This is a genomic window from Hyphobacterium sp. (genome assembly GCF_965229905.1).
In the GTDB taxonomy this organism is placed as follows: Bacteria; Pseudomonadota; Alphaproteobacteria; order Caulobacterales; family Maricaulaceae; genus Hyphobacterium.
Genome location: NZ_OZ245930.1, coordinates 2,261,483 through 2,274,461 on the forward strand (window position 1 = coordinate 2,261,483; position 12,979 = coordinate 2,274,461).

Annotated in this window: 12 protein-coding genes; 9 read left to right on the forward strand and 3 right to left on the reverse strand. The window is 61.3% G+C overall.

Features of this window, described 5'->3' with window-relative positions; all coding sequences use genetic code 11:
- The first annotated feature begins 160 nt into the window (after positions 1-160).
- From ACO08C_RS11235 to ACO08C_RS11250, 4 genes are all read left to right on the forward strand, one after another.
- Complete coding sequence (locus ACO08C_RS11235) at positions 161-997, forward strand: class I SAM-dependent methyltransferase (protein WP_421785656.1); 837 nt, start codon at positions 161-163, stop codon at positions 995-997.
- Positions 998-1,061: 64 nt separating this feature from the next.
- Complete coding sequence (locus ACO08C_RS11240) at positions 1,062-2,096, forward strand: ankyrin repeat domain-containing protein (protein ID WP_421785657.1); 1,035 nt, start codon at positions 1,062-1,064, stop codon at positions 2,094-2,096.
- 64 nt (positions 2,097-2,160) lie between these two features.
- Positions 2,161-3,663: an amidohydrolase family protein gene (locus ACO08C_RS11245; protein ID WP_421785659.1), complete on the forward strand. Its 1,503-nt coding sequence runs from the start codon at positions 2,161-2,163 to the stop codon at positions 3,661-3,663.
- Positions 3,664-3,700: 37 nt separating this feature from the next.
- Complete coding sequence (locus ACO08C_RS11250; RefSeq protein ID WP_421785660.1) at positions 3,701-4,591, forward strand: LysR substrate-binding domain-containing protein; 891 nt, start codon at positions 3,701-3,703, stop codon at positions 4,589-4,591.
- 1 nt (position 4,592) lies between these two features.
- Here the strand turns inward: ACO08C_RS11250 and ACO08C_RS11255 are convergent, their stop codons facing one another.
- Positions 4,593-5,735, reverse strand: a complete 1,143-nt coding sequence (locus ACO08C_RS11255; RefSeq protein WP_421785661.1) for an FAD-dependent oxidoreductase — start codon at positions 5,733-5,735, stop codon at positions 4,593-4,595.
- Between the two features lie 199 nt (positions 5,736-5,934).
- On the opposite strand from ACO08C_RS11255, the gene ACO08C_RS11260 reads away from it, so the two are divergent.
- Entirely contained in the window at positions 5,935-6,744 is an 810-nt protein-coding gene (locus ACO08C_RS11260) for a hypothetical protein (protein WP_421785663.1), read from the forward strand.
- A 35-nt stretch (positions 6,745-6,779) separates the two neighbouring features.
- Complete coding sequence (locus ACO08C_RS11265; protein ID WP_421785665.1) at positions 6,780-7,622, forward strand: tetratricopeptide repeat protein; 843 nt, start codon at positions 6,780-6,782, stop codon at positions 7,620-7,622.
- Here ACO08C_RS11265 and ACO08C_RS11270 read toward each other — a convergent pair.
- Positions 7,619-8,536 (reverse strand): thioesterase family protein, encoded by a 918-nt coding sequence (locus ACO08C_RS11270; protein WP_421785666.1) that lies wholly within the window; start codon positions 8,534-8,536, stop codon positions 7,619-7,621. The two genes, ACO08C_RS11265 and ACO08C_RS11270, sit on opposite strands and share 4 nt — an antisense overlap.
- An 18-nt stretch (positions 8,537-8,554) precedes the next feature.
- A complete protein-coding gene (locus ACO08C_RS11275) occupies positions 8,555-8,986 on the reverse strand; it encodes a transcriptional repressor (RefSeq protein WP_421785668.1) in 432 nt (143 codons plus the stop codon).
- 102 nt (positions 8,987-9,088) lie between these two features.
- Between ACO08C_RS11275 and ACO08C_RS11280 the strand changes: the two genes are divergently transcribed.
- From ACO08C_RS11280 to ACO08C_RS11290, 3 genes are all read left to right on the forward strand, one after another.
- Positions 9,089-11,254, forward strand: a complete 2,166-nt coding sequence (locus tag ACO08C_RS11280; protein ID WP_421785669.1) for a TonB-dependent receptor — start codon at positions 9,089-9,091, stop codon at positions 11,252-11,254.
- 101 nt (positions 11,255-11,355) lie between these two features.
- Positions 11,356-11,976: an OmpW/AlkL family protein gene (locus tag ACO08C_RS11285; RefSeq protein WP_421785671.1), complete on the forward strand. Its 621-nt coding sequence runs from the start codon at positions 11,356-11,358 to the stop codon at positions 11,974-11,976.
- Positions 11,977-12,116: 140 nt separating this feature from the next.
- Positions 12,117-12,890: a SapC family protein gene (locus ACO08C_RS11290; protein WP_421785673.1), complete on the forward strand. Its 774-nt coding sequence runs from the start codon at positions 12,117-12,119 to the stop codon at positions 12,888-12,890.
- Positions 12,891-12,979: the final 89 nt, after the last annotated feature.

Here is a 12,979-nt window from a genome sequence, read left to right on the forward strand (position 1 = left end):
CGCCGGTTCTGCCGGTGATAAACTGCCGCCCGGGACAGTATAACTGCTGTCCGGGCGATTGTCCGTTTCCGGGTGTCGGCACCGGCGTCGCAATCGTAGTAGTCGTAGTAGTAGTAGTAGGAGGAGGAGGCCGGCGGCGGCAAATTATGGGGATAAGTCGATGAGCCAGGCGCAACTTCCCGAGGACGATTACATCATCGGGGCCAGCGAACGGGAAATCGCCCGCTTGGGCCAGCAGCATGCGATCTGGCGCGAACGGGCGCTGGCGGCCTGGCGGCGCGGTGGCCTGAAACCGGGCATGAGCGTGCTCGACATTGGCTGCGGGCCCGGTCATGCCAGCTTCGATCTGGCACAGCTCGTGGGGCCGAAGGGCGAGGTGATCGCCGTCGATCAATCTGATCTGTTCCTGCGGGCCGTCGAGGCTGGCGCGAAGGCCCGCGGGCTCTCCAACATCCGCACGGTCAAGGCTGATCTCGGCGCGCTCGACCTTCCAGCCGACAGCGTTGATTTCATCTGGTCACGCTGGGTTTTGTCGTTCTTGCCGCGGCCGGCGGATCTGTTGAAGCGGCTGTCGAAATCGTTGCGGTCCGGCGGCGTCTTCGTGGCGCATGAATACGGCCATTATGAAACCTTCGGATTTCATCCGGCGGACCCGGTCCAGGACCGCTTCATCCAGGCGGTGAAAGCCAGCTGGCGGGCGTTTGGCGGGGAGCCGAATATTGCCAAACAGCTGCCGGCGATGTGCGCGGAAGCGGGCTGGTCGACCGAGTATCTGACGCCCCACATATTCACCACGCGGCCCGGCGAAATGGTCTGGGAGTGGCCAGTAGGCTGGCTGAAATCCGATGGCATTGACCGGCTCGTCGAACTTGGTTTCCTCGCCAAGGAGGATGCCCAGCGTTTTCATGGTGTTGTCCAGGAGCGTGCTGATGATCCGCTGAGCATTCTGACGACGCCGCTGGTGATGGAGGTCATCGCCGTTCAGGGCATGAATTGACGCGATCGTGACCGGCAATACCCGGGCGCCTGGCTATGCTGACGCGGATTCCGGGGAGACCATCATGAAGCTTGTCACACTATTTGTTTTCATCGTTTCGCTGGCCAACACCGTGGCGGCGCGGCAGGATGCCGATCTCTTTGCGCTGATCGGCGCGGGCGATGCGGACGGGCTCGAACAGGCCTTGGCGGCCGGTGCGGATCCGAATGAGCGCCAGCCGGGCGGGTTGCGCGCCACGCCACTGATGTGGGTAACCGGCGGGGATGATCCGCGCCTGATCGATATTCTGCTGGCCGCCGGTGCCGAGGTCGATCTAACCGATGCGATGGGCGATCCGGCAATCAACTGGGCGGCCTATTATGGCCATGTCGCGGCGATCGAGCGCCTGCTGGACGCGGGCGCTGATACCGATCTCACCGGGCATGGCAATGCCGTCGAGATTGTCATGCGCCGCGGTCATCAGGCCGCGCTGCGCTTGCTGCTCGAACATCGCGGCGAACTCCCCGTACGCGGCGATGCCGAGACAGCCTTTGCCGAAGCGCTGGCCGAGGGAAACATCACGGCGCTTGATGGGCTCTCCACGCAAATCGACCTTGCCGCTGCGCGCGATTTTGCCGGCCGGCCCGCCATTCAGGCTGCCGCGAGAAACGGTGCGGCCGACAGTCTCCGCTGGCTGGCAAGCCGCGGCTATGATGTGGACCGGCCAGATGCGATCGGTTTCTCGGCCCTGTTCGAGGCGGCCCGCGAGGGGCAGGCCGGCGCCGTTGCGGCGCTGATTGATGCGGGTGCCGATGTAAACCGGGTCTCGCAGGAAAACGCGCTCTCGCTCACTCCGCTGCATCTCGCGGCTATTGGTGGGGAATCGGCGACGGTTAGCGCCTTGCTGGACGCCGGCGCCGATCCGGACGCCCAAGGGTTGATGGGTGGCACAGCGCTGATGTGGGCGGCCTTCGAAGGGTCACAGGATGCCGCGCGGATTCTTCTCGAGCGGGGCGCAAACGCGGAACTGGCGACGGAGGATGGCACGATCTTCGCGGCAATTGCCTCCCAGCGCGGTTGGACGGAGCTCTTAGAATTCAATGCCTTACCATCCGATTAAGCCGAGTTCATGCCGGGTTTCCGGATTTGCGGTCTAGGCTGGCTTTGAGCGAGGGAGACAATGCATGAGCGAATGGTTCAAGGCCGACAAAAAGGCAAAGGCGCGTTTTGCGGGACCGGCGGAAGCCGGACTGCCGATCCCGACGCGGATCATGTCGAACGGTGAGTATTCGCCTTTGCCGCAAACGGAAAGTCAGCGCCGCGTCGAGGGGGCTCTGTGGGAGATCGCCGACCAGCTGGCGCCCCGATTCGGCTTGAGCCGCCGGGCTTTTCTACGCTCGAGCATGGGGATGGCGGCGGCATTTGCGGCGCTCAATTCCGTGTTCGGCCCGGCCTATGCCATGGCTCAGGATGAGTTGTCCGACGGCGATGCCGGCGCCGATTGGGCGCAGCGCCATGCTGACCAGTTCATTTTCGACGGTCATTTGCATTTCGTTCACGACGAATACCAATGGCCGGGGATTCTCGGTTTCCGGAACGCCGCGCGAATGATGCAGGCTGACGGCATTCCGCAACGTGCGCCGGATTTCGAGGACGTCAAATTCCTGAACTTCGTGAAGGAGGTCTATTTCGATTCCGACACGACGGTCGGCATCGTGTCCACAGCTACATCTGATGATCCAGGCCGGCGCTTCCTCACGAATGAGCAGATCGCGCGCGACGTTGCCCGGTTGAATTCTGCCGCCGGTTCCCGCCGGTTAATGGGCCATGCCGCTTTCCATCCGGGCATTGATGGCTGGCGCGATGCGCTGGACGAGGCGATTGAGGTGCACCGGCCCATTTCCTGGAAAGGCTATACGGTGGGCGACCCGCTCTCGCCGCAATCGGTTGCGCCCTGGCGGCTGGACGATGAGGAGCTGGTTTATCCGGCTTACGAGCGGATGGTTGAGGCGGGCATTACCAATGTCTGCATTCACAAGGGGCTGATGCCTGCCGATTACGCAACGCGCATGCCCGACCTCTGGCCGTATGCGACGGTCGACGATGTCGGCCAAGCGGCACAAGATTGGCCGCAGCTCAACTTCATCATCTATCACGCTGCGCTTCGCCCTGTGGTGATGTTCGATCCGGGTTTTGTGCAATCATTCGAGGAAACCGGCCGGATGGAATGGGCGAGCGAGCTGGCGGAGATTCCAGCCCGCTATGGCGTCAGCAATGTCTATGCGGATGTGGGCACGAGTTTCGGGCAGGGTGCCATCACCCAGCCTCGCCTGGCGGCTGCGCTGATGTCCATTCTCGCGCGCGGCCTCGGCGCCGACCGGGTCCTCTGGGGCAGCGATGCGGTCTGGTGGGGGTCTCCGCAATGGCAAATCGAGGCGTTTCGCCGGATAGAGGTCGACGAAGACCTGCAAAACCGATTTGGCCTGCCTCCGCTGGGCACTTCGGATGGCGAACTGAAGACCCGCATTCTGGGGCTGAACTCAGCTGAAATATACGGTTTCTCGGCGGAAGAACGGACCGTCGCGCACTATCGCGACGACCGCCTGTCACAGCACAAATCGGCTTATCTCGACAGCGAAGGCGAACCCTCGAATGCTTATCACGGCTTCATCGAGGACGCGGATTGATCTAGCGAAACCTGTCCGGGCTGTTTACATCGGCGGCATGGACAGAATCGACACGCTCCGCCTGTTCGTCTCGGTTGCCGAGCTGGGCAGTTTCACCAAGGCCGCCGATCGTGAGGGGATGACACCCGGCGCGGCGTCGAAACAGATCACGGCGCTGGAATCCCGTCTTCAGGCGCGGCTGCTGGAACGGACCACCCGGTCCGTGCGCCTGACCGAGGCGGGCGAGGCTTTGCTGGAACGCATCCGGCCGTGGTTGAGCGAATTTGAGGTTATCGAAGAGGGTTTCGCCGAAGATGAGGCGGCGCCTGCCGGAACGCTTCGGGTCTCGGCGCCGGTCGATTTCGGTGCCCGGATCCTGATGCCGGCGATCGCCGGGTTCATGCGGAAATGGCCGGGTCTCGACGTGCGCATGTCGCTCGCTGACCGAATGGTCGACCTGGTCGACGAAGGCTTCGATGTCGCGGTGCGTATCGGCCATCTCGCGGATTCCAGCCTGATCGCCAAGCGATTGGCGCCGGCCTGCATGTCGGTTGTGGCTTCGCCCGACTATCTGGCGGCGGCCGGTGCGCCGATGGCGCCGCCGGATCTCGCGGCCCATGCCTGCATCATTGATCGCAACAAGCCAGCGCCGCAATTGTGGCGCTTCACCCGGGCCGACCAATCCGAAGAGGTGAAGATCAATGGCCGGCTGACCCTGAATGGTGCGAGTGCGGCAGTGGAAGCGGCGGCACAGGGGCTTGGCATTGCGTGCAGCCCGAGCTGGGCCGCCCGCGATGCCTTGAAAGCCAAACGCGTGGTGCCGGTGCTGCCGGATTGGGAACCCGATCACCGCGATGTCTGGGCCGTATTCCCCTCGAACCGCTATCTGGCGCACCGCGTCCGGCTGTTTGTCGACTATCTGGCCGACTATTTCCGCGACGGGGCCTGATTCACCAGAGCCATCGGCCGCGCCCGGTCAGCGTCCATGAAATCAGATGCCGAGTTCCTGGCAGCTTGCAAATCGGGCCGAAAAAGAGATCCCGTATCCAGCCGATCCAATTCGCATGACCTTGAAAGACTGGCGTCAACGCCCAGGACATCCACGTGTAATAGCGGATCGTGGCGCGTCGTTTCTTCTCGAAAGCAATGAATGCGCGCGATGGCGCAGCGTCTTGAAGCTGGTCTGCGACGGCAATCCCATCGCAAATGGCCAAGTTGGCGCCTTGGCCGAGCTGCGGGCTGGCACCATGTGCCGCATCGCCGATCATGATCACCTTTCCGCTAGACCAGTGCCGGCACCGCACGTCGCGATAGGTTGCCGTGGTGAACTCGGCGAGCGAGTCGACATCGTTGAGGAGTTGGTCTGCTTCCGGCCAGAAGCTGGCAAGTTCCGCGCGAAAATGTTGAAGGCCGGCCTGGCGCCACGCCTCAAAATTTTTTGTTTCCAGCGACCAGAAAAGGCTCACACATGGCGGCCCGGAAGGATTGGCCGGATCCTCGCCGACCGGCAGCACGCCGATCATGACACGTGTGCCGGCATAAACCTGTGCGAGAATCCGCTGCTTATGCCAGCTGCCGTCCAAATCGGGCCGGATGGTCCACGCCGCGCCCCAAGGATAAATCGGTGCACGTGCAGCCGGGCAAATGTCCTGACGTAAACGCGATTGCGTTCCATCCGACACGATCACTGCGTCGAATGAACCGGTATCCCCCTCCGACGATTGCAAGCACGGGCTCTCGGGGCCACGGATCGAGACGATAGGCTTGCCCGTGACAATCTCGGCACCGGATTCTTGCAAGGCTGTGAATAGCGCGTCAAACAGAGTTGCGCGGTGAATTCCGATGCCGATGTCGCCTTGGCGGCCATATTGATAGCGCAGATCCATGATCAGACGGCCGGCCGGGCTGCGGCCGTCCAACGCTTCAATTTCCGCCCCTCGCTGCACGACCTCGCTGCGAAGGCCGAGGCGATCCAATGCGGCTAATCCGGTGGGCTGCAACAGCAAGCCGGCGCCCAGCGGCCGGGGCGAAGCAAAGTCTTCGAACACCGTAACGCGATGACCTTGGCGCGCCAGCTGAATCGCACTGGCCATGCCGCCCATCCCGCATCCGATCACCGCGATGCGCATCGGGGCCTAGCCTGACCTGCCATGAGGTTTCAGCGGCTGCGGAGATTCCTGAGGAAGTCGGCGGCTGTCGTTTATCGAGCCGCGGCGTGAGTATGGGTGCAAGCGAAGCCGCTTCATGGCATGATCCTTCCGCTACGACGATTATCGGGTGGGGGCTCAATAAATGAAACGTTTGTTTGGGGTGCTGTTGATTGCCGCAAGCGTGACGGCTTGTGCGACCACAAGCCCTGAGGGGTCGCTGGCCAGTCAGGCGTTCGACTATGCGCCCGCCCGCAGCCAGGAATTGCCGGACAGCCATTTCGGCTACGAGATGGCGGGCGGCGAGCCGGATTGGCGCGGCGCGATGCTTTACACGGCATCGGATACCCGAATTGACGTCGAATTTTCGTTTGAGGGCAGCTCAGGACCGGCGCAGGGCATACTGGCGATGGAGGAGCCTTATCTGGATGGTGGCGTCCGGCGCTTCAGCGGACAGTCCGATGAGGGCAGCGATGTGTTTGTCATGTTGCAAGCGGGGCCTTGCGGCGCCGGCCAATCCTATTTCGTGACGTTGGTCATGGGACGGGACCGCTACAGCGGTTGCGCCACCGAGACCGCCGCGAACGACCGCTGGTCGAACTATCTGGCTGATTGGATGCCGGCGATCGATCTGTGCGTTAACGAACTTAGGCAAGAAGCCGAGCATGTGACTTTTGCCTATTCGACGCCCAGCGGTACGGCTGTGCGGCTGGCAGATCACGCGGGAAATCGGTGGGAATGCGTGACCATCAACGATGAGCGCGTCAATGCCGTGGTGCCGCTTAGCGCCGTTGATGTCAGGCTCGGTGAGGCCGATCCGATCTTCGTCCGCTCACAGATGCCGGCGCGTGGTGATGCCTGCTATGTCTATGAATCTGTTCGCGATCGTGATGGTCTTTTAATCGGCGCATTCGGGTATGATTCCTGCGCCGGGCCGCGGCCACCGGTGGGTTAGGCGTTCCTTAACCGGTGCGGCGCAGTTGATCTTACATGCGCCGGATACTGTTGCTGCTTGCCAATCTTGTTGTCGGAACCGCAGTTGCGGATGCCGATATCATCGATGTGCGCGATGTCGGCAATGCACAAAACCCTGATATTTTTATTGTTTTTGACAGCGCGCCGGATCTTGTTGAAGCTCGGATCGACGGACAGGCCCTGGAATTGGAGATTGCCGCCAATGTGGGCGAGCGGCGGATCGTTCCCTCTGGAAATGCTTGGGTTTCGGCGATCGAGACGGGCGCGTCGGGAGACCGCCAGATCGTGCGATTGGAGCTCACCGAAGGTGCATCAGACCTGAACGTGGCACGAACGCAGACGGGCTTAAGGCTGTCCTGGCGGCCTGTTGAAGCCGGCATTTACCCTGATGTCCCGGTCGAGTCCGCGCCGGAACTGGCCGACAACGCCGCCGCCGAATCGGATGTGCCGCCTTCCATCGTTGCCGAGGCCGCAGCGAGCGAGGCTGAATCGGCTCCGATCGTGCTGGCGGAAACCGCTTCGGTCTCGCGGCCGGATTCGGGCGAGGCCGAGTGCATCGCTGCCGCGACGGCGCTTGACATCGACATGTGGAATATCGACGCGCTGACCACTCATGCCGGTTGTCTTGTCGACGAAGACCGGACCGCAGACGCCATTCCACTGCTCGAGCGGGTGATCGCCTTCGAACCCGGCCGGTTCGATGCGGTGATCGCGCTCGCCGAAGCCAATGAACGGCTTGGCAATGTGGCGCAAGCCCAGGCTCTTTATGAACAGGCTGCGGCTGTTGCGGCGACCGATGGTCAAGCCGTGGCTGCGCGCGCCCGCGCCCGACGTTTGGAAAACGCATCAGAAGGCTAGATCGTCAGATCGGGGCGGACTTGGCTGGACAGGAACTGAAACGTTTCATCGCTCGCCTTCACCAGCTTGCGGGCCTTCAAATCCATGATCGCCGCGACGCCTTCCATCGACCACATCAAGCGCCCGCGGCGGTCGAACACCCAGTGCACGAGCGTGCGGACATTGCGGTCCGCCGCCCGCAAGCCAGTGCGGATCACATAGCCCTGCCCGGCGCTCGGCCAGCGGCGGATGGCGATCCGGCCTTCTAACAGCGCCCCGCCAACCTTGCCACCGCCGGCCGCGTGGTCGGCGAACTGTTCGGGAAAGCCGCCGGCAAAATTCGTGACCGAGTTGGAGACCTTGCCTTGCAAATGCTCGGGCATCATGACGCCATACGTGTCGCAGTCCTCCGGATTGATCCGGCCGCGACCGATCTCGGTAAGCCCCAGCCGGTCGGCATCGGCGATCCGGATACCGCTCGCCGGTGCGTGAGCGGACAAGGAGCGGGTTTTCATGTCATCCGGCGGGTCCGTGCGCAGACACTCCAGCGCATCGCGGATCCGCTGCGGCCAGGGGAAGGTTCGCCGGCTGCCGGGCACCGCGTGGCCGAGCGTCATCCGGAATATCGCGGCGATCCGGCCGCTGGCGGCATGATCGAGCCGGAGTACGATGTCAACGTTGTCATCGCCGATATCCAGCACGCCGCCGGATATGCAGAGTGGCGCGCCGGGGCGCACTTCGGCCAGGTACCGGATGGTGATGTCAGTGGCCTGCAATGTGGAAGTAGCGCCGGACTCGAAGGCGTGCGGCATGCCGACGCGATCTGCAAAATCGCCGACCGCCTCCCACGCTTTGGCCAGATAGAAGCGGACATTCAGATGGCCCAGCTCATCGCATTCCCATGCGTTGGCGCAGCCTCGCCACAGCTTGATCATCCAGGCCTCCGCAAGCGGTCAGCGGCAGTTTGCGCAAACTCCATAATGCTCGACCACTGAACGGTCCGTTACGAAACCGTCTGGCGCGTTCTGCGGCTGCGGTACGCCATGGCGTTCCTCGACATCCCCACAGCGGCCACAGATGTAAAGCTCGGCGCCGCCCTTATCATGGCAATGCGCACAGGCGATGTAGGCATTCAAGGCTTCGACCTTGTGCGCCAGACCGACCTCCATCAGAAAATCAAGTGAGCGGTAGACGGTCGGCGGCTTGGCAGACTTATCCTCCGCGCGCATGCGGTCTAGCAGATCATAGGCTTTTACAGGTTCCCCGGCCTCGACGAGGAGCGACAGCACATTGCGCCGCAAGGGCGTCATTCGAACACCGCGTTGCGTGCAATGGGTTTCAGCGTGTTTCAACGCTGCGGCTACGGAGGAATCGGTCCTGCTCATATTGCGAATTATTAATCCATTCCCGCTGCAAAAATCGAGCCCGCCATGTTGCGGCAATAGTTATGTTATAATATCACAGCGCCAGTTTTAGGAGAGGCTGGCATGCAAAATCTTCTCGGAACCGCATCAATCATAGCGCTCGCGGCCGCTGCGCCGGTCGTGGCGCAGGATGACGATGTCATCGACCGTGTCATCGTCACCTCGTCGCCGCTCCAAGTGTTGGCAGACGAGATCGTCGGCTCCGCCGATGTCATAACCGCTGATCATATCGAAGAAAACCTGGCGGGCAGCCTTGCTGATACAATCGCGCACGAACCCGGCGTGACCACGACCTTCTTCGGACCGGCGTCGAGCCGGCCGGTCATCCGCGGGCTCGGCACCGACCGGGTGCGCGTGCTGGTCAACGGTGTCGGCCTGGTCGATGCTTCGACGGCCAGCCCGGACCACGCGGTCTCTTCAGAAGCATTGGAGGCAGAGCGCATTGAAATCCTCCGCGGACCAGCGGCGATCGCATACGGTGGCGGCGCTATCGGTGGTGTCGTGAACGTGATCGATGGCCGCATTCCGGAGCGGGCCCCGGATGCTGGCGTTGAAAGCCGCTTTTACATCGGATCGACGAGTGTTGACGAAGGATATCAGATTGCCGGCCGGTCGCGGATCGCCGCCGGTCCCTTCGTGTTTCATTTCGAGGGTTTGAGCCGCGCGGCCGAAAATTACGACATTCCCGGTTATGCGGAGTCTGCGCGTTTTCGCGCCCTGGAGGACGATGATCATCATGATGATCATGACGACCACGACCATGCGCCGCTGATCTCGTTCGACGATGATGACGATCACGACCATGATCACGAGGAAGAGGAAGCCTTCGGTACGGTGCCCTCAAGCGATCTGGAATTCACCAGCGGCTCGATTGGCACGTCCTTCGTCGGCGATTGGGGTTTTGTCGGCGTTGCCTACCGCTCCATGGACGGGGAGTACGGCTTGCCGGGCCACTCGCACGCACATGAAGACGATCATGGCGACGAAGACGACCATCATGACGATCTCGGGGTTCTGATCGGCCTTGATGAGGGTGATGACGATCACGACCATGCTCATGGCGAGGAGGACGGTGCCCGCCTCGAAATGACCCAAAACCGTTGGGACGTTCGTGGCGATATCGAAATCGACGGCGCTCCGATTGAGCGCGTGCGGTTCGCCGCCGGTATCGGGGATTACCGTCATAGCGAAATCGAGGAGGGCGAAGTTGCCACCCGTTTCGATAATGAGGGTTGGGAAGGCCGCATTGAATTGCGCCATCGTCCGATCGGAAATGTCGAAGGGGCGTTTGGCCTTCAGACTTTCGACCGCGATTTCTCGGCGACCGGCGAAGAAGCCTATATTGAGCCTGTGGAAACGCGCGATATCGGTGTGTTTATCGTCGAGCGCTATGATGCCGGCGACTGGGGCCTCGAAGGGGGTGCGCGGATTGAAAACCGCGAAGTCGAAACCGCTTCGGTCTCGCGTTCCTTCGATACGTTCAGCGCATCCGGCGCCGCGTTCTTCCGCCCGCAGCAAGACGTCTTCCTGGCGGCCACCATCGCGTTCACGGAACGTGCGCCGACCGATGTCGAGTTGTTCGCAAACGGTGCCCACCTGGCCACACGGGCTTTTGAAATCGGCGATTCCACCCTGGACCCGGAGCAGGCAATCTCACTGGACCTGACCGGCCGTTTTGAAGGCGATGGCTGGGCTATCGACGGGGCGGTCTTCGTTGCCGATTATGACGGCTTCATTGGCCTGTTTCCGACCGGTACCGAGGAAGATGAGCTCCCGGTTTTCGTCTACGACCAGCGTGATGCCTCGATCTGGGGTTTTGAAGCGCGGGCCGAGCGCGAGCTGGGCACGTCCGGCAATTGGGATTTCCGCGGTGAGGTGACAGCCGAATACGTGCGTGGCGAGCTGGATTCAGGCGGCAACCTGCCGCGGATCCCGCCGCTGGGCCTGTCGGCGCTGATCGAGGCGGAACGCGATTTCGTGACCGGCCATCTGGAAGTCGTGTGGGTCTCTGAACAAGACGACAATGCCAGCTTCGAGCTGCCCACCGATAGCTACACGCTTCTGAATGCGCAGGCCGTTTTCCGGCCGATCGCCGATCTGGACGTTCGGCTCATTCTCGAAGCGCGCAATCTGACCGATGAGGAGGCGCGTTTGCATACGAGCTTCCTGAAGGATCTGCTGCCTCTGCCGGGCCGGAATTTCCGCGCGGCTCTGTCGGTTGCCTTCTAAGTCAGGCGTGCGGCAGGCTGTCGCGCGGCAGATTGCGCCCTGCACAGGTCGGCCGCAGCCGCTTAATACCCTTAAACCGATTATGGTTTTAGGGGGTTCAGATGAACAGATTTTTCCTTTCGACGGCTCTGCTGGCATTGCTGTCGGGTGGTGTAGCCCAGGCGGATCAGGGTGATTGGCTGATCCGTCTGCGGGCGATCAATGTTTCGCCGAACGAAGGTGCGACGATCACGCCGATCGGGGGTGATGTCGACATCGACGCGAGCGTCGTCCCAGAGTTGGACATCTCGTATTTCTTCACCGATCACATTGCTGCAGAGTTGATCCTTGGTGTGACGCCGCATGATGTTTCGGCGGTGAATACCAGCGTGGGCAATGTCGATCTGGGCAGCGTCACGCTTCTACCGCCCACTGTGACTCTGCAATATCATTTCACGCCCGACGCCGCTTTCCGGCCGTATGTGGGCGCCGGTGTGAACTACACGGCTTTCTTCAATGAAGACTTGCCTAGCGGCGGCACCGCTACATCAATCAGTTATGACGACAGTTTCGGTTTTGCAGCCCAGGTCGGAGCGGATTTCGATGTCAACGAGACCTGGTTTTTGAATGTTGATTTGAAATGGATCGACATCAATACAGACGTCACCATCAACAATGCGATCACGGCAGATGTCGACATCGACCCCTGGGTCTTCGGTATCGGCATTGGCCGGCGTTTCTAGACGTTTTCAAAAAGCCACACTCAGGGCCGCTCGACAGTGAATCGGGCGGCCCTTTTTGCGTGGCCTGCCCCTTTCCATTGTGATCAGACGGTCAATTGGCTATTGAGCCTGCGAACTTGCGATTACCAGAGGACGCTAACATGGCAGACGCACCCGCCAATCCGCAGCTTTCAGGCCAGGTTCCGCTCTACAAGCGGCCGGAACCGCTGAACAAGGAAAAGCACCGCAGCTTCGGCATGACGCCGCCCGCCGACCCGTTCAAATTCCTATCCGAAACGCATTTCGTTCCGGCGATCGTTGGCGAGTTTGCGCTTTATGCCGGCCATTTCCCGGTGATTTTCCTTGGTGAGCGTAAGATGCCGGTCGTTGTGATGGGGCTGCAACCAGGCCAAAACTTGTTCGTCAAGGAAGACGGTAGTTTCGACGAAGAAGCCATGATCCCGGCTTTCGTCCGCCGCTATCCGTTCGTTAGCGCAAGCAATGGGCCGGATCAGCCGGCCACGGTCTGCATTGATGTCGAAGCCGATGGCGTGGTTTCGGAAAACCCGAACATGCCGTTTTTCGACGACAAGGGCGAGCCGACGCAAGCGTTGCAGCAAGCCATCGATTTCGTCAGTGCTTTCGAGGCCGATGCCCGCACAACGGAAACCTTCGTGAAGAAGTTGGCCGATCTTGATCTCTTTGAGAACAAGGACGTGACGCTGAACGATCAGAATTCCGGGGACAGCCGCAAGATCGCGGAATATTTCGGGATTTCGGAGCAGAAGCTCAACGCGCTGCCGGCCGACACCTATGCCCAGCTGCGCAATGAAGGCTATCTGGCGCCGATCTACGCCCACATGATTTCGCTGAACCGCTGGGACCGTATCCTGAACCGCGCCATTCGCCGCAATCAGGCTGCTGCAAAGCAATAAACCGCAGAAATCCGTATTATCAGATGATCACAAAGGTGCGAGAGGCCTACCCGCCTCTCGCACTTTTCATATATGTCCTCCCAACACAT